Origin of the sequence: Egicoccus sp. AB-alg2 (genome assembly GCF_041821065.1) — a bacterium.
Lineage (GTDB): Bacteria > Actinomycetota > Nitriliruptoria > Nitriliruptorales > Nitriliruptoraceae > Egicoccus.
The window spans coordinates 338,669-360,610 of the sequence record NZ_JBGUAX010000001.1; the positions used below are offsets into that span (position 1 = coordinate 338,669).

General features: G+C 72.3%; 22 protein-coding genes, 1 tRNA gene and 1 pseudogene. 10 read left to right on the forward strand and 14 right to left on the reverse strand.

Annotation, left to right across the window (positions count from 1 at the left end; genetic code table 11):
• Position 1 precedes the first annotated feature (1 nt).
• Positions 2-2,692, reverse strand: a complete 2,691-nt coding sequence (gene polA / locus ACERM0_RS01605) for a DNA polymerase I (protein ID WP_373676742.1) — start codon at positions 2,690-2,692, stop codon at positions 2-4.
• 146 nt (positions 2,693-2,838) lie between these two features.
• Here polA and ACERM0_RS01610 point away from each other — a divergent pair, with 146 nt between their 5' ends.
• The 3 genes from ACERM0_RS01610 (at position 2,839) to ACERM0_RS01620 (ending at position 4,823) form a co-directional block, all read left to right on the forward strand.
• Positions 2,839-3,696, forward strand: coding sequence for a tetratricopeptide repeat protein (locus ACERM0_RS01610; RefSeq protein ID WP_373676743.1), 858 nt, complete (start codon positions 2,839-2,841; stop codon positions 3,694-3,696).
• A 265-nt stretch (positions 3,697-3,961) separates the two neighbouring features.
• Positions 3,962-4,285, forward strand: a complete 324-nt coding sequence (locus tag ACERM0_RS01615; protein ID WP_373676744.1) for a hypothetical protein — start codon at positions 3,962-3,964, stop codon at positions 4,283-4,285.
• A gap of 31 nt (positions 4,286-4,316) precedes the next feature.
• On the forward strand, positions 4,317-4,823 hold the full coding sequence (locus ACERM0_RS01620) for an acyl-CoA thioesterase (protein WP_373676745.1): 507 nt from the start codon (positions 4,317-4,319) through the stop codon (positions 4,821-4,823).
• Positions 4,824-4,825: 2 nt separating this feature from the next.
• Here the strand turns inward: ACERM0_RS01620 and ACERM0_RS01625 are convergent, their stop codons facing one another.
• The gene (locus tag ACERM0_RS01625) at positions 4,826-5,245 is read right to left on the reverse strand and encodes a hypothetical protein (protein WP_373676746.1); all 420 of its coding nucleotides are present in this window, start codon (positions 5,243-5,245) and stop codon (positions 4,826-4,828) included.
• A 76-nt stretch (positions 5,246-5,321) separates the two neighbouring features.
• On the opposite strand from ACERM0_RS01625, the gene ACERM0_RS01630 reads away from it, so the two are divergent.
• Positions 5,322-5,921 (forward strand): TetR/AcrR family transcriptional regulator, encoded by a 600-nt coding sequence (locus ACERM0_RS01630; RefSeq protein ID WP_373676747.1) that lies wholly within the window; start codon positions 5,322-5,324, stop codon positions 5,919-5,921.
• A gap of 187 nt (positions 5,922-6,108) precedes the next feature.
• Here the strand turns inward: ACERM0_RS01630 and ACERM0_RS01635 are convergent, their stop codons facing one another.
• The 7 genes from ACERM0_RS01635 to ACERM0_RS01665 all read right to left on the reverse strand — a co-directional run bounded on the left by ACERM0_RS01635 (position 6,109) and on the right by ACERM0_RS01665 (position 11,242).
• A complete protein-coding gene (locus ACERM0_RS01635) occupies positions 6,109-6,864 on the reverse strand; it encodes an amino acid ABC transporter ATP-binding protein (protein ID WP_373676748.1) in 756 nt (251 codons plus the stop codon).
• 411 nt (positions 6,865-7,275) lie between these two features.
• Positions 7,276-8,061, reverse strand: a complete 786-nt coding sequence (locus tag ACERM0_RS01640) for an amino acid ABC transporter permease (protein WP_373676749.1) — start codon at positions 8,059-8,061, stop codon at positions 7,276-7,278.
• A 79-nt stretch (positions 8,062-8,140) separates the two neighbouring features.
• Entirely contained in the window at positions 8,141-8,989 is an 849-nt protein-coding gene (locus ACERM0_RS01645; protein ID WP_373676750.1) for a basic amino acid ABC transporter substrate-binding protein, read from the reverse strand.
• Between the two features lie 180 nt (positions 8,990-9,169).
• Entirely contained in the window at positions 9,170-9,787 is a 618-nt protein-coding gene (locus ACERM0_RS01650; RefSeq protein WP_373676751.1) for an ANTAR domain-containing response regulator, read from the reverse strand.
• A complete protein-coding gene (locus ACERM0_RS01655) occupies positions 9,784-10,086 on the reverse strand; it encodes a hypothetical protein (protein WP_373676752.1) in 303 nt (100 codons plus the stop codon). Before ACERM0_RS01655 ends, ACERM0_RS01650 begins: the two co-directional genes overlap by 4 nt.
• A 206-nt stretch (positions 10,087-10,292) precedes the next feature.
• Positions 10,293-10,376: transfer RNA gene (locus ACERM0_RS01660), tRNA-Leu, on the reverse strand.
• A gap of 8 nt (positions 10,377-10,384) precedes the next feature.
• Complete coding sequence (locus tag ACERM0_RS01665) at positions 10,385-11,242, reverse strand: HNH endonuclease (protein WP_373676753.1); 858 nt, start codon at positions 11,240-11,242, stop codon at positions 10,385-10,387.
• Between the two features lie 380 nt (positions 11,243-11,622).
• Here ACERM0_RS01665 and ACERM0_RS01670 point away from each other — a divergent pair, with 380 nt between their 5' ends.
• The 4 genes from ACERM0_RS01670 to ACERM0_RS01685 all read left to right on the forward strand — a co-directional run bounded on the left by ACERM0_RS01670 (position 11,623) and on the right by ACERM0_RS01685 (position 15,384).
• Positions 11,623-12,276: an ABC transporter permease gene (locus ACERM0_RS01670; protein WP_373676952.1), complete on the forward strand. Its 654-nt coding sequence runs from the start codon at positions 11,623-11,625 to the stop codon at positions 12,274-12,276.
• A complete protein-coding gene (locus ACERM0_RS01675) occupies positions 12,269-13,453 on the forward strand; it encodes an ABC transporter ATP-binding protein (RefSeq protein ID WP_373676754.1) in 1,185 nt (394 codons plus the stop codon). The genes ACERM0_RS01670 and ACERM0_RS01675 overlap by 8 nt, the downstream gene beginning before the upstream one ends.
• On the forward strand, positions 13,450-14,277 hold the full coding sequence (locus ACERM0_RS01680; protein ID WP_373676755.1) for an ABC transporter permease: 828 nt from the start codon (positions 13,450-13,452) through the stop codon (positions 14,275-14,277). The genes ACERM0_RS01675 and ACERM0_RS01680 overlap by 4 nt, the downstream gene beginning before the upstream one ends.
• Before the next feature lie 75 nt (positions 14,278-14,352).
• Positions 14,353-15,384 carry a glycine betaine ABC transporter substrate-binding protein gene (locus tag ACERM0_RS01685; RefSeq protein WP_373676756.1) on the forward strand — a complete coding sequence of 344 codons (1,032 nt, stop codon included), beginning with the start codon at positions 14,353-14,355 and terminating at the stop codon, positions 15,382-15,384.
• A 73-nt stretch (positions 15,385-15,457) separates the two neighbouring features.
• On the opposite strand, the gene trpA is transcribed toward ACERM0_RS01685, so the two are convergent.
• From trpA to hisI, 5 genes and pseudogenes are all read right to left on the reverse strand, one after another.
• The gene (gene trpA / locus ACERM0_RS01690) at positions 15,458-16,276 is read right to left on the reverse strand and encodes a tryptophan synthase subunit alpha (RefSeq protein WP_373676757.1); all 819 of its coding nucleotides are present in this window, start codon (positions 16,274-16,276) and stop codon (positions 15,458-15,460) included.
• Positions 16,273-17,580 (reverse strand): tryptophan synthase subunit beta, encoded by a 1,308-nt coding sequence (trpB, locus tag ACERM0_RS01695; RefSeq protein WP_373676758.1) that lies wholly within the window; start codon positions 17,578-17,580, stop codon positions 16,273-16,275. Before trpB ends, trpA begins: the two co-directional genes overlap by 4 nt.
• Positions 17,577-18,416, reverse strand: coding sequence for an indole-3-glycerol phosphate synthase TrpC (locus ACERM0_RS01700; protein ID WP_373676759.1), 840 nt, complete (start codon positions 18,414-18,416; stop codon positions 17,577-17,579). The genes trpB and ACERM0_RS01700 overlap by 4 nt, the downstream gene beginning before the upstream one ends.
• Before the next feature lies 1 nt (position 18,417).
• Entirely contained in the window at positions 18,418-19,971 is a 1,554-nt protein-coding gene (gene trpE / locus ACERM0_RS01705; protein WP_373676760.1) for an anthranilate synthase component I, read from the reverse strand.
• Between the two features lie 2 nt (positions 19,972-19,973).
• Positions 19,974-20,324: pseudogene (gene hisI / locus ACERM0_RS01710) on the reverse strand (phosphoribosyl-AMP cyclohydrolase); the annotation flags it as partial.
• Positions 20,325-20,510: 186 nt separating this feature from the next.
• On the opposite strand from hisI, the gene ACERM0_RS01715 reads away from it, so the two are divergent.
• On the forward strand, positions 20,511-21,494 hold the full coding sequence (locus ACERM0_RS01715) for a DUF4190 domain-containing protein (protein WP_373676761.1): 984 nt from the start codon (positions 20,511-20,513) through the stop codon (positions 21,492-21,494).
• 30 nt (positions 21,495-21,524) lie between these two features.
• Positions 21,525-21,923, forward strand: coding sequence for a hypothetical protein (locus ACERM0_RS01720; protein ID WP_373676762.1), 399 nt, complete (start codon positions 21,525-21,527; stop codon positions 21,921-21,923).
• The last annotated feature ends 19 nt before the right edge of the window (positions 21,924-21,942 follow it).

The following is a 21,942-nucleotide window of genomic DNA, read 5'->3' on the forward strand; positions in this document are numbered from 1 at the left end:
CTCAGTGCTTCTGGGCGTCGAACCAAGTCGGGCCGAAGGCGGTGTCGACCTCCAGCGGCACCGCGAGTCGGACGACCCCGCACAGTTCGTCGACCACCAGCTGCCGGGCGGCGTCCATCTCGTCCTCGGGGACCTCGAGCACGACCTCGTCGTGGACCTGTAGCAGCAGCTGTGTCCGCAGTCCCGAGCGGTCCAGCGCCCGCTGCAACGTGATCATCGCGAGCTTGATGACGTCCGCGGCGGCGCCCTGGATCGGCGCGTTCAGGGCCATGCGTTCGGCCATCTGCCGCCGGTTGCGGTTGTCCGACAACAGGTCGGGCAGATAGCGGCGGCGCCCGAACAGCGTCGTGGTGAACCCGTCGCGGCGGGCCTGGTCGACGGCCGCGTCGAGGAACGCCCGCACCTTCGGGAACCGGGCCATGTAGGCCTCGACGATCTCCACCGCCTCGTCCGGCGGGATGCCCAGCTGCTGGCCGAGCCCGAACGGGGTCAGGCCGTAGGCCAGCCCGTAGTTGACCGCCTTGGCCCGGTCGCGCAGCGCCCCGTCGACCTGTTCCAGCGGCAGGTCGAACACCTTCGCAGCGGTGGTGGCGTGGATGTCCTCGCGGGAGGCGAACGCGTCCAGCAGGCCCTCGTCGCCCGACAGGTGCGCCATGATCCGCAGCTCGATCTGGGAGTAGTCGGCCACCAGCAGCGACGCGAAGCCCGGGCCCGGCACGAACGCACGGCGGATCTCGCGACCCTCCTCGCGGCGCACCGGGATGTTCTGCAGGTTCGGGTTCGAGGACGACAGCCGGCCCGTCGCCGCGATGGTCTGCGAGAGCGTCGTGTGGATACGGCCCGAGTCGGGATCGACCAGCGGGGGCAGCGCGTCCACGTAGGTGGTCAGCAGCTTCGACGTCTCGCGCCACTCCTGCAGCGCGTCGACGATCGGGTGCATCCCCGCGAGGTTCTTCAGCGCCTGCGCGTCGGTCGAGTAACCGGTCTTTATGCGCCGGGTCTTCGGCAGCCCGAGCTCGTCGAACAGCACCGCCTGCAGTTGCGGGCCCGAGCCGAGGTTGAAGGCCCGCCCGGCATGGTCGTGGACCTCGCGCTCGAGTTCGTCGACGCGGGTCGCGAGCCGCTCGCGGATCTCGTCCAGGACGTGCAGGTCGATCGCCACGCCGGCGCGTTCCATCCGGGCCAGCACGGGCGCGAGCGGCAGTTCGATGGTCTCGTTGAGCTCCGTCTGACCACGCTCCTGCAGCTGGGCCCCGAGGTAGCTCGCGAGCTCGAAGGTCGCCTCGGCCCGCAGTGCGCGCTCCTCCCAGGGATCCTCCTCGCCGACGTCGAGGCTCAGCTGGTCGCCGTCGGCCTCGGCCTCCTCGGGGGCGATGGTGCGTTGCAGGTACTGCAGCGCGAGCCGCTCGAGGTCGAAGGTGCGCTGCTCCGGGTTCAGCAGATAGGCGCCCAGTTCCGTGTCGAGCGTCACGCCCGACACCGTCCAGCCGCGGGCGTGGGCCGCGTGGTCGAGGGTCTTCAGGTCGTGCGTCACCTTGGCGTGCGTGGGGTCGGCCAGCACGGCGGCCAAGGCGTCGAGGTCGGCGGTGTCCAGGTCGTCCATGCGTGCCGAGGCCGGGTCACGGTCGGGCGCCGCCACGGCCAGGGCGATCGGCGTGACGTGCGGCGGGCGGTCCGTCACGATCGGCACGACGGCCAGCGGCTGCGCGGCACCGTCGAGCCAGGCCTTGAGCCCGCCGGCCTCCAGCCGCTGGGGCGCGCGCTCGAACGCGGCCGCCGACGCCTCCTCCTGCTCGCCGAGCACCTCCTCGACGAACCGGTCGTACAGGGCCCGGAACTCCAACGAGCCGAACAGTTCCCGCACGGCGGCGGTGTCGATCGGGCCGAAGCGCAGGTCGGCGAGGTCGTACTCGCACGCGACGTCGCGCCGCAGACGCATGATCCGCCGGTTGGTGCGCACCTGCTGTTCGTGCTCGGCCAGCATCGCCGGCACCTTCTTGCCCGAGATCTCCTCGATGTGGGCGTAGATGCCGTCGATGTCGCCGAACTGGTTGACGAGCTTCGCGGCCGTCTTGTCCCCGACCCCGGGCACCCCGGGCAGGTTGTCGGAGTTGTCACCACGCAACGCCGCCACGTCGACGTAGCTGGCCGGCGGCACGCCGTAGCGGTCCTCGACCGCGCCGGGGGTCATCTCCGCCATCTCGCTGATGCCACGCAGCGTGTAGAGCACGGTCAGGTGCTCGTCCACCAGCTGCATCGAGTCCCGGTCGCCGGTCACGATGAAGGCGTGGAAGCCCTCCTGGATGGCGTTCTCGGCGATGGTGGCCAGGACGTCGTCCGCCTCGACACCGGGGACCTCGATGATGGGGATCTGCAGGGCGCCCAGTACCTGCTTGATGAGGTCGACCTGCGGCCGGAACTCGTCGGGGGCCGTGACCCGGTTGGCCTTGTACTCCGGGAACGCCTTCGTGCGCGCCACGTCGCGACCCTTGTCGAACGCCACCGCGATCGCGTCGGGACGGCGGTCGGCCAGCATCTTGATCAGCATCGAGGTGAAGCCGTAGACCGCGTTGGTCAGCTGTCCGGTCTGGGTGCGCAGCGTGTCCGGCAGGGCGTAGAACGCCCGGTAGGCGAGGCTGTGGCCGTCGAGCAGCAGCAGCGAGCGACGGTCGGCGTTCGGTGACGAACTCACGGCTTGGATGACCTCGTTGACGGTGGGGCGCCCGGTCGGGGCGTCGACGGCCGAGCCTACTGATCGCGCCTGTCCCGTACCGTCCTGGTCCTACCCTGTGGACTGCCAGCGCCCGCTCCCCCGCCGACTGCCGACGAGGTGTCCCCGTGAGCTTCTCGTTCTCCTCGCCCCGCCCCGACGCCGGCGACCTCCCCCTGGTCTACGAGGTCGACCAGGCCAACTTCGAAGCGCAGGTCCTCGAGCGCTCCCACGCCGTGCCGGTGGTCGTCGACTTCTGGGCCGCCTGGTGCGGCCCCTGCCGCACGCTCGGGCCGATGCTCGAGCAGGCCGTCCAGGCCCGCGGCGGTCGCGTCGTGCTGGCCAAGGTCGACGTCGACGCGAACCCCGGCCTCGCCCAGGCGTTCCGCGTCCAGGGCATCCCCCAGGTCCTCGGCTTCCGCGACGGCAAGCCGGCCGCGTCCTTCACCGGCGCTGTCCCGGCGACCGAGATCGAGCGTTTCCTCGACGGGCTGGTACCCGGCGAGGCCGACGTGCTGGTGAAGACGGCCCGGGCCCTGCCGCCCGCGCAGGCCGAGGAAAAGCTGCGCGAGGCGCTGGCCCTCGAGCCCGGCCACCGCGAGGCCGCCGTCGGGCTGGCCGAACTGCTGGTGGACCGCGAGCCGGACACGGCCCGCGAACTCGTCGCGCCCCACCGTCCCGACCCCGCCGCCGAGGCCGTGCTCACCCGCCTCGACCTCGCCGACGACACCGGAGACCTGACCGCCCTGCAGGCCGCGGTCGACCGGGGCGACGCCGACGGCGCCACCCTCGTGTCGCTCGGCCGGGCCCTGGCCGCCCGCGGCGAGTACGAGGAGGCGATCGACCGGCTGCTGGCGGCCGTCGAGCTCGGCGGCGACGACCGCGATGCCGCCCGCGAGCAGCTGGTCGCGCTGTTCGGTGTGCTCGGCGACGACGACGAACGCGTCCGCGCCGCGCGCCCCCGCCTCGCACGCGCGCTGTTCTGATTCTTCTGCCGCCGGTTCCTCGCTCCCCGTGGCCGGGGAAGCGGACCGGTGCAGAAGCGGGACGGTCACCGGCGGCGGCGCTGCGATACCGCCGCGAACGCACCAACGCCGATTCCTCGCTCCCCGTGGCCGGGGACGGACCGGTGCAGAAGCGGGACTGGTCACCGGCGGCGCGCTCCGGTACCGCCGCGAACGCGCGCAGGCGGAGAACCCCCGGCCGGGTGGATGGCGGGGACTTATGCTTCGCACGTCGAAAGGGCGTCGGATGATGGCGCGACTGCTTCGCTCGGTGGGGGTCGGGGTGCCGAGCGCCGCCGCGGCCGGGTGGCTGCTGACCCGGACGTTGCCGCCCGCCTCGTTCACGGCCTGGCTGGGTCTCGTCGTGGCCGTGGTGCTGGCCGGCGTCGCCGCGGTGTTCCTGCGGCGCAGCTTCCACGCCTTCGGTGACGTCGTGTTCGGGCAGCGGGCCACGGGCAGCGAGCCCGTCACCTGGCGCCCGGGCAGTGGCACGCACGGTGGGCAAGGCGGGCAGCAGGTCCCCTACGTGCCGTACAACCCCGACTGGGACCACGAGCGCCGGATCAAGTAGACCTCGACCTCCCCGCTCGTCGGAGTCGTCGATGTCGCTCGCCCCTCGCCCCGTGTCCGCCAGCCGGGTCCGCCTCGCCCGCGTCATGTCCGTCATGGACGCCAACAACCTCGGCAACGTCCACGGCGGCGTCGTCATGCGCGAGGTGGACAACGCCGCCGGCATCGCCGCCGCGCGCCATGCCGGCCACGCCGCCGTGACGGCCGGGATCGACGAGCTGTCGTTCAAGGCGCCCGTGCACGTCGGCGACCTGCTGATCGTCGAGGCGAGCGTGAACGCCGTCGGGCGCACCTCGATGGAGGTCGGCGTGCGCGTCGAGGCCGAGGACTGGCGCGGCGGCGAGCGGCGTCACACGACCTCCGCCTACCTGGTGTTCGTCGCGATCGACGACGACGGCAAGCCGATGGAGATCCCCCCGCTGCTGACCGAGACGGACGACGAGCGACGCCGGGAGGCGCAGGCGCAGATCCGCCGCCAAGTCCGCAAGGAGCGCATCGCCCGGTTGGGTGAGTGGCGACCGGAGCCGCCGCCGGCCTGAGCTCAGACGGTGAGCAGGCCGACCCCCAGACTCACGACCCCGGCGGCGAGGAACGTCGCGCCCGCCCACACCAGGGCGATCCAGCGGTTTGGCGCGGTGGCGCCCTTGTGCGCCGACGAGAAGAAAAACCCGCCCGACATCAGGATCGCGGCGACCAGCACGCCCGTGCGCGCGAGCCAGCCGACGAGGCCCGTCAGGCCACTTGCCTCGGCCAGGAGCAGGCACACCAGCCCGAGCGTCACCAGCACCCCGGCGTGGGCGTGGCCGGCCCGCGCGAAGGCGGTCTGGAACGGCGTGACCGGTACCGCGCCCCGCACGACGCGCAGCAGGTAGGCGCCGCCCGCCTCGATGGTGACGACGCTGAGCAGCACGATCCCGGCGGTCCGGGCGGCGGCTTCCGACAGGACGAGGGTGGGTTCCACGGCGACCACCTCGCTTTCGTAACGACGTTATGCAACACTGTTACGGAACTTCCCGCCGACGTCAAGGGAGGAAGGGATGGCGCGTCCCGCCGTGTACGACGAGGACACCCGTGCCGCGCTGTTGGAGGCGGCGGCACGGCGCCTGGCCGAGGGCGGCGCCGAGGCCGTCACGATGCGGGCGCTCGCCCGGGAGGTCGGCGCGACGACCTCGGCGATCTACGCCCTGTTCGGCTCCAAGGAGGGGCTGCTCGCCGCGGTGTACCGCGAGGCCTTCGCCGGCCTCGCCCTGGAGTTGGCACGTGTCCCGGTCGGCGACGACCCGCTGCGGGAACTGTTCGAGCTCGGGCTCGCCTATCGGCGCAGCGCCCGGGCCCGGCCGGCGCTCTACCTCGTCATGTTCGGACGCGACCCGGTCGCCGCACCGCCCAGCGAGGAGGACGAGGCCCTCGCCGCCGGCACGCTCGGCCGCCTGTCGTCGGCCGTCGCGCGGGCACAGGCCGCCGGCGCCCTGCCGGGTGACGACCCGCTGCCCTTGACCCTGCAGCTGTGGGGGGTGGTGCACGGGCTGGCGAGCCTGGAGCTGCTCGGCGCACTCGGTGACGACACGGCTGCCGACGTCACCTGGGAACAGGCGCTCCGTGCCATCGTCCGCGGACACCAACATCCCGGCGCCTGACGCCGATGCACGGACGGCGGCGGCCACGTGGCGGGAGCAGCCCCACTGGGCGTTCGAGCCGCGGTTCGGGCGCTGGCCGTCGGTGCAGGTTCCGGCCGAAGTTCGGGCGCTGGCCGCCGGTGACGGTTCCGGACCACCATCCGCGCGTGCCCCGACCCCGGGCAGCAGTGAACCGGCGGCAGGAGAGTCAGAGCACCATCTGCAGGAAGCGGCGGGTGCGCTCGTGCTGCGGGTCGACGAGGATCTGCGAGGGCGGGCCTTCCTCGACGACGATGCCGCCGTCCATGAAGACGACCCGGTCGGCGACCTCGCGGGCGAAGCCCATCTCATGGGTGACGACCATCATGGTCATCCCCTCCTGCGCGAGGCGGCGCATGACCTCCAGCACCTCGCCGACCAGCTCGGGGTCCAGGGCGGAGGTCGGCTCGTCGAAGAGCATCATGTCCGGCTCCATCGACAGCGCGCGGGCGATGGCCACGCGCTGCTGCTGGCCGCCGGACAGGTGCGCCGGGTAGGCGTCGATCTTGTCGATGAGGCCGACGCGCTCGAGGTTGCGGCGGGCGGTCTCGGTGGCTTCGCCACGCGAACGCTTGCGAACTCGGCGCTGGGCGAGCGTGAGGTTTCGCAGCACGGACAGGTGCGGGAAGAGGTTGAAGGACTGGAACACCATGCCGATGCGGCTGCGCAGGGCGTCGACGTCCGCGTCGGGGTCGGTGATGTCCTCGCCCTCGATGAAGATGTGGCCGGACGTCGGCTCCTCCAGGCGGTTCACGCAGCGCAGCAGGGTCGACTTGCCCGAACCGGACGGCCCGATGACGCAGACGACCTCGCCGTGCCCGACGGTGAAGTCGATGCCCGACAGGACCTCCAGCTCGCCGAAGCTCTTGTGGAGGTCGCGGACCTCGATCGCGTGCGTCGCCGTGGACGCGGGTGAAGTCGCCATCGCGCTGGCTGCTCCCAGGGGCTCGGCTGCTCGCCGAAGCCTACTCGCCCGACGATCCGCGCCCGGCTTCATTCGGCAGCGGGCCCGCGGGACGGGCGATCAGCCGGGACGTCCGCCCTTCCGGCACAGGGAAAGGACCGGTCCGGTGGACCGTCCAAAGCGTCACGACGCACCAACCTCGCCGTAACCGGATGGGAACACGCCGGTGGCATCGTTGGCCCCGTCATCCGCCAGTGACACCGACCACGTCGAGGTGCCGGGCCAGCCCTCTCCCGCTGTCCCCACCGGTGGTCTGCGCGCCACGGCGGGCGCCGTCCGACCTCTCCCTCGGGCCGCGCCCGCCGCGGCCGCATCCGTGCCTCGGCCGCGGCCGCATCCGTGCCCGTCCGCCCCGGAATGATGCGGGAGGCGTCAGCGCGAACGGCGGTTTCGCCGCTCGAGCACCCGCACGAGCTGGGTCAGTGGGATGGTGATGGCCGCGTAGATGGCGCCCGCGACGATCAGCGGCGACGAGTTGCCGTAGTTGAACAACTCCACGCGCGCGTAGCCGAGCAGTTCCCGGCTGGCCACGGTGGCCCCGGCGAACGCCAGCAGCGACGTGTCCTTGATGAGGAGCACGAGTTCGTTGGTCAGCGGTGGGATGACGATGCGGAAGGCCTGGGGCAACACGACGGAGATCATCGCCCAGCCCGGAGACATGCCCAGCGAACGCGCGGCTTCGACCTGGCCGCGGGGGACGGCCTCGATGCCGGCACGGATCGTCTCGGCCATGTACGCGGCGGCCACGACCACCAGACCGATGACACCGGCCCCGGTCACACCGCCGGGAGCGCGCCAACCGAAGGCGATCGGGATGCCGAACGCGAACAGGAAGATCGTCAGCAGGGCCGGCAGCGCGCGGAAGACCTCGATGTAGAAGGTCGCGACCCAGCGGTAGGGCGCGATCGGCGACAGCCGCATCAGCGCGAGCAGGAGGCCGCCGAGGAGGCCGAAGAAGAAGGCGACGGCCGTATAGACGACCGTGTTCTTCGCGGCGATGGTGACGATGCCCGGGAACATCGCCCGCGAGATCTCGGGATCGAAGAACTGGCTGGCGATGCGCCCCCAGTCCGCAACCAAGAGCAGACCGGCGATCGCGAGGACGAAGACGGCGTAGAGCGTGCCGCGGAAAGCACGTTGGCGTTGGCGGCGGGTCACCGGCGCGCTCCTCCCTCAGTTCGAACGGGGGGCCCGTGCATGGGCCCCCCGTTCGGATCCGGTGCGGCTCCCGACCAGATTATTCCTCGACCGCGAAGTACCGGTCGTAGATCTCGTCGTAGGTGCCGTCGTCGCGCATCGCGGCGAGCTGCTCGTTGACCGCCTCGATCAGCGAGTCGTTGCCCTGCGCGGCGGCGAAGCCGTACTGCTCGCCGGTGTCGTACTCCTCGACGATCTCGAACGACGGGTCGTTGTTGACCTGCTCGACGTTCACCGGCAGGTCCTGCAGCCCGGCGACGATCTGGCCGGCCTGCATCGCGGTGAACAGGTCGGGTCCGGAACCGAACTCGACGATCTCGGTGCCCTCGGGCGCGTTCTCCTGCGCGTACTCGGCCCCGGTCGTGCCCTGCTGCACGCCCAGCGCCTGGCCGGCGACGTCCTCGAGCGACTGGACGTCGCTGTCGGCGAGCACGATCAGGCTCTGCAGCGAGTCGTAGTACGGCTCGGAGAAGTTGAGGTTCTGCTGCCGTTCCTCGGTGATGGTCATCGCCGAGGCGGCGATGTCGCACTGGCCGGCGGCCAGGGTCGCGCCCGACTGCAGACCGTCGAAGCCCACCTCGAGGACCTCGAGCTCCAGACCGAGGCGGTCGGCGGTCTCCTGCATGAGGTCGATGTCGAAGCCGCTGTAGCCGCTGGGGGCGTCGGCGTCTTCGAACTCGAACGGCGGGTAGGGAATGTCCGAGCACACGCTCAGCGTGCCCTCGTTGATCAGTTCCAGGTCAGCGGCCGCCTCGCCGTCGGCATCGGCGCCACCGTTGGTGGGCTCGGCGCCGGTGTCGTCGGTCGTGCCGCCGTCATCGCCACAGGCGGTCAGGACGAGGGTCAGCGCCGCGACGGCCGCAGCGGCCCGGCGGGTGGTGAAGCGCATTCGTTCCCCTTCAGGCTCCAGGGTGGGGGTGCCGCGGCGGATCGCCGGACACGCTCCGCCGTGGTCGCGTCCCCGGCTACGACCGCGGTCGGAGACCGTGCAACCTACGCCACGCGACGCGCCACGGCACGCGGGACGCGCGCGATGTGCGCCCGCTGGCGGGCGGGTCGAGGGCGACGGTCACGCCTCGTAGCGCTCGATGACCTGTTCCGCGACCTGGCGCATCGTGACCCGGCGCTCCATGGCCTGACGCTGCACGAACCGGAACGCCTCGGCCTCGGACATGCGCTCGTGCTCCTGGAGCAGGCCCTTGGCGCGCTCGACGAGCTTGCGGGCCTCGAGGCGGCCCTGCAGGTCGTCGACCTCGCGCTCGAGCCCGGACATCTCGCGGAAGCGGCCGGCCGCGATCTCCACCGCCGGCAGCAGGTCGTGCTTCTGGAAGGGCTTGACGAGGTAGGCCATCGCGCCGGCCCGGCGGGCCTTCTCCACCAGGTCCCGCTGGCTGAAGGCGGTCAGGATCAGGATGGCCGCCAGACGTTCCTTGGCGATCTCCTCGGCGGCCTGGATGCCGTCCATGACCGGCATCTTCACGTCGAGGATCACCAGGTCCGGCTCGAGCTCTCGCGTCAGACGCACCGCGGAGGCGCCGTCGGCGACCTCGGCGACGACCTCGAAGCCCTCCTCCTGGAGCATCTCCTTGAGGTCGAGGCGGATCAGGGCCTCGTCCTCCGCGATCAGCACGCGGGTGGGGCGGCGCTCGGTGTCCGTGGGCTGCTGGCCCGGCGTCGTCTCGCTCACGTGTGATCCCTTCCAGGCCGGGCGGCCTCCAGCTCGAAGAGGCGGTCGAGGAGGGCGTCGCGCTGGTCGATCAGCGCCTGCACCTCGGTTCGGGCTTCGTCGAGCAGTCCTGCGTGTCGGTCCAGGTCCGTGCGGGCTTCGCGCCACTCGCGATCGGCGAGCGGCGTCTGCGCCACCAGCTTCCGGGTCTCGGCGTCGGCGGCGACCTCGGAAAGGTAGGCAACCTGCTCGGCCAGGACGCGCTCGGTCGCACGGACCCGCTTGAGGTCGTCCTGGATCCGGGCGAGGCGCTCACGCACCCGGTTGGTCTCGCGCTCCGTGCCCGTGGTGGCTCCCGTCGTCGTGTCACCGGTGTCGGCGTGCCCGGCGGCGCGACGGCCAGGGTGGCCACCCGGTCACGCGTGCACGCACGCGCGCCCGAGCCGGCCGCTGGGCCACCAAACGGTAGTCGTCGACGCGAAACCGGCCAAACAGCCCACCGTGCGAACCGGTCGATCGTCAGCGGTACCCCCGGTGGGATTCGAACCCACAAGCCCTTGCGGGCAACGGTGTTTGAGACCGTCCTGTATGCCGGTTCCAGCACGGGGGCGCGGAGCTTCAACTGCGAGGCGGACTGTACCCGTTGCCCACGTTGCGACCGGCGAACGTGCCGGTCTGCGAGTGACAGTTGGGGCACAGCAGCCGCAGGTTCTCCAACCGGTTGTCGCAGCGGTCCCCGTTCACGTGGTCGAGCTGCAGCGCGATCGGACGCCCCAGCCAGCGCTCCAGCCCGCAACGGGCACAGCGCCATGCGAGCAGGCCTTCCCGGACCAGGCGCTGCTTCAGCCACGTCGTGTTCAGCGCCGGCGCGCCGACGACGAGGAGCTCTGCCAGCGGCCGGCCGCGGGAGCTCGCGACCACCTCACCGCGTGCCCAGGCCTGCCCGCGGAACCCGTCGGGATCGACACCGACGTCACGGAGGCGACGCTCGACCGCAGCACGCCCCCGTTTGCGTTTCGGGTCGAGTCCGAGCCGTCCCATGACCTGCGCCACCGAGCGCGCGCCCCGTGCGGCGGCCAGTACCTGTTCGTCGCTCCACTGGAAGGAGGGACGAAGCGCGCGCTGCGCCGGCACGGGCCGGTCCCAGTGTGAGGTGTCCAACGCGAGTCTTCGGATGTGGTCCTGCATCGCCAGCCAGGAGCTGCCGCCCACCGTCAGCTCGAGCGCCGTGAAGACCTGACGCAGGTTGGTCGACGCGGTGACCGCCTCGTCGAGCTGTGCGTCGGTCCAGCGCCGCCGGCCGGGCGAAGCCTCGAGGTGGGCGTACTCGAGCCCCAGCTCTGCGCATCGCCGCCGGAGCATCGCCGTCGTGCCACCGCGGTGCGTGAGACCGAGGGCACGACAGACGTCGCTCCACGTCGCGGACGTTGCGAGGGCGTCGCGAAGTTGGGCGTCGGTCCAGCGTCGCTTCGGCATGGGGGTGTCCCGTTTCGTCACCGCCCCCACGGCGACGCACAGGTTGCCATCCGAGCCCACGGCTGCCTGATCCCGGATGCGTCGCGCTGTGGACGACGATCCCCCCGGCGTCCCGCGCGCGCCCCGGACACTGGCGCGCGCAGCTGAAGGCGGGCTGAGAGTTCCGGCGGCTCTTCCCCAACGGACAGGATCTTCGTCACGTACGAGCGACCACTGGCCTCCTAAGGTCTCGCTGTTCACCCGATGTGCGAACGTGCCTCAGTTCGCGGTCTTCACCGGCTCGGGACGGCCGGTGTCTTCCCCGGTAGGGCAGCCGGAACCCACGGTCACGCCTGGTGCGCACGCACGTCGTCCACCCGCCCCTGCGACGAGACCGGACCGTGGCCTTCCTCGACTACCTCGCGGACCCCTCCACCCGCGACGTGCTGATCCAGCAGACCCTGGAGCACGTCGTGCTGGTCGTGGTGCCGCTGCTGCTGGCGCTCGTCGTCAGCCTGGGCCTCGGCATCGCGGCACACCGCGTGCCGCGACTGCGCGCTCCCATCCTCACGACCGTGTCGACGTTCCTCACCATCCCGTCGCTCGCGCTGTTCGCCCTGTTCCTGCCCGTCATGGGCATCGGCGACGGCGCGGTCATGGTGGCCCTGACCCTGTACGCCTTGCTGCCGATCGTGCGCAACACCGTCGCCGGCCTGGGCGGGGTCGACCCGGCGATCGTGGAGGCCGCGCGCGGCATGGGGATGAGTGGGACGAAACGCCTGGTGCGCATCGAGCTGCCGACGGCCTGGCCCGTCATCCTCGCCGGCATCCGCGTGTCGACGCTGATGATCACCGGCATCGCCGCCATCGCTGCCCTGGTCGGCGGCTCCGGCCTCGGCCAGGAGATCTACCGGGGCATCCGCCGCATCGGCAGCGCCGGCGCCCTGGAATCCCTGCTCGGCGGGACGCTCGCCATCGTGCTGCTCGCCCTGCTCTTCGACCTGTTCTACCTGGGTCTCGGCCGCCTGACGATCTCGCGAGGACTCCGTGACTGACGCCATGATCCAGCTCGACGAGCTGACCAAGCGCTACCCCGGTTCGGACACGCCGGCGGTCGACCGGCTCACCCTCGACGTCCCGCGCGGTGAGATCGTCGTCTTCGTCGGCCCCTCCGGGTGCGGCAAGACGACCAGCCTCAAGATGATCAACCGGATCATCGAGCCGACCTCGGGACGGATCCTGCTCGACGGCGAGGACGTGACCCGAAGCGACGCGAACGAACTGCGGCGGCGCATCGGCTACGTCATCCAGCAGATCGGCCTGTTCCCGCACCAGACCATCGCCGACAACGTCGCGACGGTGCCCCGCCTGCTCGGCTGGGACAAGGACCGCGTCCGCGACCGTGTCGACGAGCTGCTCGAGGTGGTCGGCCTCGACCCCGCCCAGTACCGGGACCGCTACCCGAAGGAGCTGTCCGGCGGCCAGCGCCAGCGCGTCGGCGTCGCCCGCGCCCTGGCCGCCGACCCGCCCGTGCTACTCATGGACGAGCCGTTCGGTGCCATCGACCCCATCACGCGCAACCGGCTGCAGAACGAGTTCCTGCGCCTGCAGGCCGACCTGCGCAAGACCATCGTCTTCGTCACCCACGACATCGACGAGGCGATCAAGATGGGCGACCGGATCGCCATCCTGCGCGAGCAGTCGCACATCGCCCAGTTCGCCACCCCGGAGGAGATCCTCACCGCCCCGGCCGACGACTTCGTCGAGGACTTCGTCGGCGCCGGCGCCACCCTCAAGCGGCTCAAGCTGTCCCGCGTGCGCGACGTCGAGTGGCTGACCGACTGCCCCACCGGCACGGTCGACGAGGAGGCCGCCACGCTGCGCCGGCGGCTCGACGCCTCGGACTGGACCGCACTGCTGCTGCTCGACGAACAGCGGCGCCCGGTGCGCTGGCTGCGGGCCCCCGACTTCCGCCACGAGCGGCCGGTCCGCGAACTCGGCCTTCCGGCCCGCGCCACGGTCGAGCCACAGGCCACCCTGTCCGACGCGCTCGAGGAGATGCTGCTCGGCTCCGCGGGCGTCGCCATCGTGGTCGACGGGCGCGGCACCTTCCAGGGCATCCTCGACGTCGACGCGCTGATCACCTCGATGCAGACGCTGCGTGACGCCAACGTCGACTACTACCGGGCCGCCAAGCTGATCGATCCGGCCACGACGGTGACGCCGTCATGAGCGCCCCCGCCCCACCCGACATCGCGGCGCCCGGTCCCACGACCGCCGTCGGGTCCGACGACGCGCCCGGCCGCAGCCGGCTCGGCACCGCCCTGCACTACCTCGGCATGCCGGTGTTGCTCGCGCTGGTGCTGCTCGCCCTGTACGTGTGGGTACAGGGCCTGGAGCTCGACGCCATCGAGGCGCGCCAGCTGCGGCGCGCGGTGCTGGTGGGCCAGACGACGCAGCACGTGCGGCTGACCGTCTACTCGACGCTGATCGTGCTGGCGCTGGCGATCCCGCTGGGCATCATCGCCACCCGGCCCGGCACCCGCCGCCTGGCGCCGGCCATCATCGGGCTCGGCAACGCCGGGCAGGCGATCCCGTCGCTCGGTCTGCTGGCGCTGATCTTCTTCATCGCCCGCCAGACCCCGCTGCTGCCCAGCACCGGCACCGTGCCGGTCGTCGCGGCCCTCGTCGGCTACTCGTTCCTGCCCATCCTGCGCAACACCATGGTCGGCCTCGAACAGGTCGACGCGTCCGTGCTGGAAGCCGGGCGCGGCATGGGCATGTCGTCGTGGCTGGTGCTGCGCCGCCTCGAGCTGCCGCTGGCCGTACCGGTCATCCTCGCCGGCGTGCGCACCGCCCTGGTGCTCAACGTCGGCACCGCCACGCTCGCGTTCCTGTTCGGCGGCGGCGGGCTCGGCCGGACCATCTTCCAGGGCTTCGGGCTGCAGCGCCTGCCGCTGCTGGTCACCGGCGCGGTCCTCGTGTCCGTGCTGGCCCTGTTCGTCGACTGGCTCGCCGGGCTGGTCGAGGAACGCCTCACCCCCCGCGGGCTCTGAGGCCCCCACGACCCGTCCCGCCTCCGCCGACCGCTCCCCCACCACGTCACGATGTCACCGAGACGAAGGAAATCCGTGCGACACCTGCCACGCATCACCGCCGGCGCTGCCGGCCTGGCCCTGCTCCTGACCGCCTGCGGCGCCGACGACTTCGACGACGGCGGCGGTGACGACGCCGCCAGCGGCGAGGCGACCGACACCGGCGGCGCCGACACCGACGGCGCCGACGCCGCCGCCGAGGGCGTCGAACCCGGCACCGAGAGCCTGGACGGCGCCACCATCACCGTCGGGTCCAAGGACTTCGACGAGCAGTTGATCCTCGGCGAGATCTCGAAGCTGCTGCTCGAGGACGCCGGCGCCTCCGTCGTCGACGAGATCGACCTCGGCAGCACCTTCGCCGCCCGCGAGGCGCTGACCGGCGGTCAGATCGACCATTACTGGGAGTACACCGGCACGGCCTGGATCGAGTTCTACGGCGAGACCGAGCCGATCCCGGACCGCGTCGAGCAGTACGAGGCCGTTCGCGACCTCGAGGTCGGCGAGGGCCTGTACTGGCTGGACCCGTCCCCGTTCAACAACACCTACGGGCTCGCGATGTCACGTGAGGCGCACGACGAGTTCGGCGTCGACACCCTGAGCGAGCTCGGCGACTTCATCGAGTCCAACCCCGACGACGCCACCCTGTGCGTGGAGTCGGAGTTCGAGGCCCGCAGCGACGGCCTTCCGGGCATGGAGGCGCACTACGGCTACGAGTTCGATCCGTCCAACGTCAGCGTGCTCGACACCGGCGTGATCTACGGCGCCACCGCCGACCGCGACCCCTGCACGTTCGGCGAGATCTTCACCACCGACGGGCGCATCGCCACCCTCGACCTCGTCGTGCTCGAGGACGACCAGGCGTTCTTCCCGCTGTACAACGTCTCACCGGTGTTCGTCGAGGACGTCTACGAGCAGTACGGCCAGACGCTGGCCGACCTGTACGCCCCGGTCACCGAGGCGCTCGACGACGAGACCATGGCCGAACTCAACGCCCGTGTCTCGTCCGAGAACGAGCGGCCGATCGACGTGGCCCGCGACTGGCTCACGGAGAACGGCTTCATCGGCTGACCCGCCCCGCCACGAAGCGACGCCCTGCGGTCCGACCGCGGGGCGTCGTCGTGTCCGGGGACGGTGGCCGGGTTCAGCCGCGTTCCACGCCGGCCCGCAGTTCGCGGACCAGCGCCGCCACCCGCTCGGGCGCACCGGCCGGGTCGCCGTCGGCCACGGCCTTCACGACCGACGAGCCGACGATCACCCCGTCGGCGTAGGCGGCCACCTCGGCGGCCGAGGCCCGGTCCTTCACGCCGATGCCGACCGCGACCGGCACCGACGTGCGCGGCCGGAGGCGCTCGACGAGGTGCCGGGTGACGTCCTGCGACACGCCCTTCACGCCGGTGACCCCGAGCAGGCCGGTGGCGTACACCCAGCCCTGCGAGGCCGCGCCGATGGCGTCCAGGCGCTCGTCGGTCGACACCGACGAGGCGAGGAACACGGTCGCGAGCCCCGCCCGCTGCGCCTCGCCGCGCCAGGCGTCGGCCTCGGGCACGGGCAGGTCCGGCAGGATCACGCCCGACAGCCCCGCGGCCGCGCACTCGTCGGCGAAGTTCGCGTACCCGCGCGTGTCGGCGATGGTCACGTAGGTCATCGCCAGCTTCGGGACGTCGAGGTGCTCCAGCCCGCGGATGAGGGCGAGGTGGTCGGCGACACGGGTGCCGGCGTCCAGCACGTGCTGGTTGGCGGCCTGGATGATCGGCCCGTCCATCATCGGGTCGCTGAACGGGATGCCGACCTCCAGGACGTCCGCGCCGGCCTCGACGGCCGCCTCGAAGCACGCCCGGGACGTGTCCGGGTCGGGGAAGCACGACGTCAGGTAGACGATCAGCGCCGCGCGCTCCTGCTCGCGGGCGCGGTCGAACGCGGCCTGGATGCGTTGGGCGCCGGCGACGGTCACGGTGCTCACGGCGTCACCTCCGTTGCGGCTTCGCTGCCGCCTTGGCCAGCGGGCGCACGGTCGCCGCCGGAGGTGCCGAACGCCTTGGCCACCCCGAGGTCCCAGCCGGCCACCTCGACGACCTCGTCCACGTCCTTGTCGCCGCGGCCGGACATGGTCAGGATCACCCGCGCGCCGTCGCCGAGCGCTTCACGCCCGTGGCGCAGCAGCCACCCGACCGCGTGCGCCGGCTCGAGCGCGGGGATGATGCCCTCCAGTTCGCAGGTGCGGCGGAAGCCCTCGAGCGCGTCCTCGTCGGTCGCCGCCACGTAGGTCGCACGGCCGGTCGAGGCGAGCCATGCGTGCTCGGGGCCGACGCCCGGGTAGTCCAGCCCGGCCGACACCGAGTGGGCGGGCCGGACCTGGCCGTCGTCGTCGACGAGCACGATGGAGCGCGACCCGTGCAGGACGGCTTCGCGGCCCTCGCTGATGGTGGCGGCGGAGCGGCCGGAGCCGACGCCCTCACCGGCGGCCTCCACCCCGATCAGGCGGACCTCCGGCACCTCGATCCACTCCGCGAACGACCCGATCGCGTTGGAGCCACCGCCGACACAGGCCAGCACGGCGTCCGGCACGCCACCGGCCTGCTGCGCGAACTGTTCCTTGGCCTCCACGGAGATGACCTTCTGCAGCTCGCGCACCATGGTCGGGAACGGGTGCGGCCCCATCGCCGAGCCGATCAGGTAGTGCGTGTCGTCGACGTTGGTCACCCAGTCGCGCATCGCCTCGTTGATGGCGTCCTTGAGGGTGCGGGTGCCGGATTCGACGGGCACGACCTCGGCGCCCAGCAGCTGCATGCGCACGACGTTCAGGCGTTGGCGCCGGCAGTCCTCGGCACCCATGTAGACGGTGCACCTCAGGCCGAACAGGGCGGCGGCCGTCGCCGTGGCCACGCCGTGCTGGCCGGCGCCGGTCTCCGCGATGACGCGGGGCTTGCCCATGCGGGTGGCCAGCAGCGCCTGCCCGACGACGTTGTTGAGCTTGTGCGAGCCGGTGTGCGCGAGGTCCTCGCGCTTGAGCCACACGTCGAGGCCGGCCGCCTCGGACAGCCGCGCGGCGTGGTACAGGGGCGTGGGGCGGCCGCCGTAGTCTCGGCGCAGTGCATCGAGCTGTTCGCCGAAGGCGGGGTCGGCCTGCGCGTCGTGCCAGGCGTCGACGAGCTGCGCGAGCGCGTCGGACAGCGACTCGGGGACGTACTGGCCCCCGAACGCGCCGAAGTAGCCCTCGCGCACAGCTTCGGTCGTGGCGGCGGTGGAGAGGTCGGACGCGGTCATCGTGGCTCCGATCCGACGGCGTCGGTGCTGCCGGACGCCGGCGTGGTCGTCGGCTGACGGCCGGCCGCCACGAGCGCGGCGGCGGCGGCCTCGGGGTCGTCGGCGCGGACGAGTGACTCGCCGACGAGGACGGCGTCGGCACCCTCGGCGGCGGCGCGGCGGACGTCGTCGGGGTCCCGCACCCCGGATTCCGCGACGGCCAGCACGCCGTCGTCGAGGTGCCCGCGCAGGCGGGCGAAGCCATCGCGGTCGAGTTCGAAGGTGCGCAGGTCACGGGCGTTGACACCGACGATGCGGGCGTCGATGCGTGACGCCGCGGCGGCCTCGGCCGCGTCGTGGACCTCCACCAGCACGTCGAGCCCGGCCACCAGCGCCTCCTCGTGCAGCAGCGCGAGGGTGGGCTCGTCCAGCGCGGCGACGATCAGCAGGACCGCGGCGGCACCGGCCGCCCGCGCCTCCCACACCTGGTAGGCGTCGACGAGGAAGTCCTTGCGCAAGGCCGGCACGCCCAGCGCGGCGACGTCGGCGAGGTCGAGCAGGCTGCCGTCGAACCGGTCCGGTTCGGTCAGCACCGACACCGCCGCCGCGCCGCCCGCGACGTAGGCCGCGGCCTGCGTCGGCGCGTTCAGGTCGGGGGCGAGCGCCCCCTTGGACGGCGAGGCCCGCTTGATCTCCGCGATCAGGGACACGCCCGGGCCGGCCAGGGCATCGTGGAACGACGGCCCGCGTGGGGCGTCGACGGCCCGCTCGCGCAGCGCCTCCAGCGGCTCGCGCGAGCGCGCCTCGTCCACGCGGCGGCGGGCTCCGGTCAGCAGTGCGTCGAGGTAGGTCGCCATGTCAGGCCTCCGGCGTCGCGGCCGCGGTGGCGGCGTCCACGGTCAACTGCTCGGCGGCGTGCACGGCCGCCAGGACGGCGCCCGCCTTGCTGCGCGTCTCGCGTTCCTCGGCGTCTGGTCGGGAGTCGGCCACGATCCCGGCGCCCGCCTGGACGTGGGCGCGGCCGTCCTGCAGGACGACCGTGCGGATCGTGATGCAGGTGTCGAGGTTGCCGGCGAAGTCGACGTAGCCGACCGCCCCGGCGTACGGACCGCGGCGGGTGGGCTCGAGTTCGTCGATGATCTCCATCGCGCGGACCTTCGGCGCGCCGCTGACCGTGCCGGCCGGGAACACCGCCCGCAGCACGTCGACGGGACCGAAGCCGTCCTTCAGCGTGCCGGTCACCGAGCTGACCAGGTGCATGACGTGGCTGTAGCGCTCGATGTGCATCAGGTCGTCGACCCGGACGCTGCCGACGTCACAGACCCGCCCCAGGTCGTTGCGGGCCAGGTCGACGAGCATGACGTGCTCGGCGCGTTCCTTGGCGTCGGCCAGCAGCTCCTGCTCGTGCTGGCGGTCCTCGGTCGGCGTCGCCCCCCGCGGCCGGGTGCCGGCGATGGGCCAGGTCTCCACGTGGCGGCCCTGGACCTGTACCAGCGCCTCGGGCGAGGAGCCGACGATCTGGGTCGGTGCGGTCCCATCGGAGCCGCCGATCGGGCCGAGGTCGAGCAGGTACAGGTACGGCGAGGGGTTGATGACCCGCAGCACGCGGTAGATGTCGAAAGCGGAGGCGCTCGTCGGCACGGAGAAGCGTTGGCTGACGACGGTCTGGAAGGTGTCGCCGGCGGCGATGTGGTCCTTCACCGCGTCGACCATCCGCTGGTAGCCGCCCGCTTCGAGGTTGCTGGGCGCGTCCGCCGGCCTGACGTCGGCGGCCGGTGGCGTCGCCGCGGGCAGTGGCGTGGCGGCCTCGGAGAGCCGGGCGACGACCGCGTCGGTGGCCTTGGCGGCCGTGTCGTACGCGGCTTCGAGCTCGTCCGCCGTCAGGCCGTCGACCACGACGTTGGTCACGACGGTGAGCACCTGACGCAGGTGGTCGAGCGCGACCACGTGACGCGGGAACATCATGGCCAGGTCGGGCAGGTGCAGGTCGTCGTGGCCGGTGTCGGGGATGCGCTCGACCTCGCGCACGGCGTCGTAGCCCACGTAGCCGACGGCGCCCCCGTGGAGCGGCACGTCGAGGAGCGACGGGGCCCGCAGCGCGGCGGTCACCCGCGCCAGCGCGTCCAGCGGCCCGCGCGCCTCACGGACGGCCGCCGGCGGTGTGCCCTGCCAGCGCACCTCCCCGTCACGGCCGTGCAGCACCAGGAACGGGTCGACGCCGACGAACGAGTACCGACCCCAGCGCTCGCCGTGCTCGGCCGACTCCAGCAGGAAGCTGGGGCCGTCCCCGGCGAGCCGGGCGTGGACCGACAGCGGCGTGTGAAGGTCGGAGAGCACCTCGCGCCAGACCGGCACCACCCCGTACTCGGCGGCGAGACGGACGAACTCGGCACGGGCGGGTCGCACGGTCACTGCGGTTGGCTCCTGGCGGACGGGAGTCGGCGGTGGAAGCAGCTGCGTTCACCGGTGTGGCAGGCGACGCCGTCGCCGCCCTGGTCGACCAGCACGAGGAGCGTGTCACCATCACAGTCGACACGCAGGTCCACGACGCGCTGGGTGTTGCCGGAGGTGGCGCCCTTGTGCCACAACTCGCCGCGCGAGCGGCTGAAGAAGACGGTCTCGCCCAACTCACGGGTGCGCTGCAGCGACGCGGCGTTCATCCAGGCCACCATCAGGACCTCACCGGTGTCGTGCTGCTGCACGACCGCGGGCAGAAGTCCCTGCTCGTCGAAGCGCAGGTCCGCGTCCGAGGCGTCGGGCAGCATGGGCAGTTCCTTGTCGGATCGGCGTCACGGCGCGGGATCGCGGTGGTCGGCGTGACGGGCGTCCGGTTCGGGCGGGACCGTCGAGCCTACCCCCGGGCAACGGGGCACCCCTGTCGGCCTCGCGAAGGACGCCGGTCGTCTAGCGTCTCGGGTAGACGCGAACCACCGCCGGAGGACGACACACGCATGAGCAGCCCGGCCGCCTGGCACCCCGATCCCACGGGCAAGCACGACCACCGCTGGTGGGACGGCACCAACTGGACCGAACACGTGGCCGACGCCGGCGAGGCGAAGGTCGACCACCTCGCTCCCGGCGAGTCGCCCGCGCCGCCGGCCGGCGAGCCGCTCGCACCCGGCGGCGACCAGACCCAGCGCCTGGACACCGGTGGCAGCACCCCCGCGGGTGACGACGCCACGGCCGGCACCGGCGGTGACGAGGGTGCGGGTGGGTTGTCCGGCGGCGGTGCGTGGGAAGGCACCGCGAGCCCCGACCAGGGCCAGTGGCAGCAGCCCGGGGGCGGCACCGGCGCCGCGGGCCAGCCGTCCTGGCAACAGGGCGGGTCCGGCCAGCAGGGCGGGTCCGGCCAGCAGGGCGGCTACGGCCAGCAGGGCGGCTACGGCCAGCAGGGCGGCTACGGCCAGCAGGGCCAGCAGGGCGGCTACGCCCAGCAGGGCGGCGAGCCGGGGCAGTACGGCCAGCAGCCCGCCTGGGAGCAGGGCCAGTACGGCCAGCAGGGCGCCTACGGGCAGCCGGGCCAGTACGGCCAGCAGCCGGCCTGGGAGCAGGGCAACCAGTACGGCTACCAGCAGCAGACCGGCGCCACGGACGGCGTGGCGATCGCCGCGCTGGTCATCGGCATCTTGTCGCTGCTGACGTCGTGGTTCGTGCTCGGCGGCCTCGGCGGCATCATCGCCCTGGTGCTCGGCTTCATCGGCCTCGGTCGGGTGAAGCGCAACCGTTCCAAGGGCCGGGGCATGGCGATCACCGGCATCGTCACCGGCGCGCTGTCCATCGTCGTCGCGATCGTGGTCGTCGCCGTCGGTTTCACGATGTTCGGCGACATCTTCGGCGACGCCCAGCAGCGCTACGAACAGTGCCTGGAGGACAACCCGCGCGAGGTCTGCGACCAGCAGCTCGAGCAGGACCTGCGCGAGCAGTTCGGCGGCTGACGCGTGGACTGTCCGACGTGCGGGGCCGGGATGTCGCCCGACCCCGCGCCGGGCGGTGAGGCCACCAACGGGACCGTCGCCGCGGTGCTCGAGTCCCGACCACGCTGGCGCTGTGTCAACGGACACGACGCCGGGCCGGTGATCGACCACGAGCGGGCTCGCCAGCAGGTCGAGACGGCGGTGCCGGTGGCACGGCGCCGCCGCCTGCGGGGTGGTGACGTCTGCGTCGCCTGCGGCAGCGTCCTGTCGATGCCGGTCCGGCGCACGGTGTGGCCGGTGACGCTGACCGACCCGGCGCGGCGCGCCGCCGTCACGCTCACCTACGACGTCCCGGTCACCCGGTGCCCGTCGTGCGGCAGCAGCCAGGTGCCCACGCGGTCGGCGGACGACCTGCTCGCCGTCGTCGACGAACTCGTGCCCCGCGAGTGACGCGGGAACGACGACACCG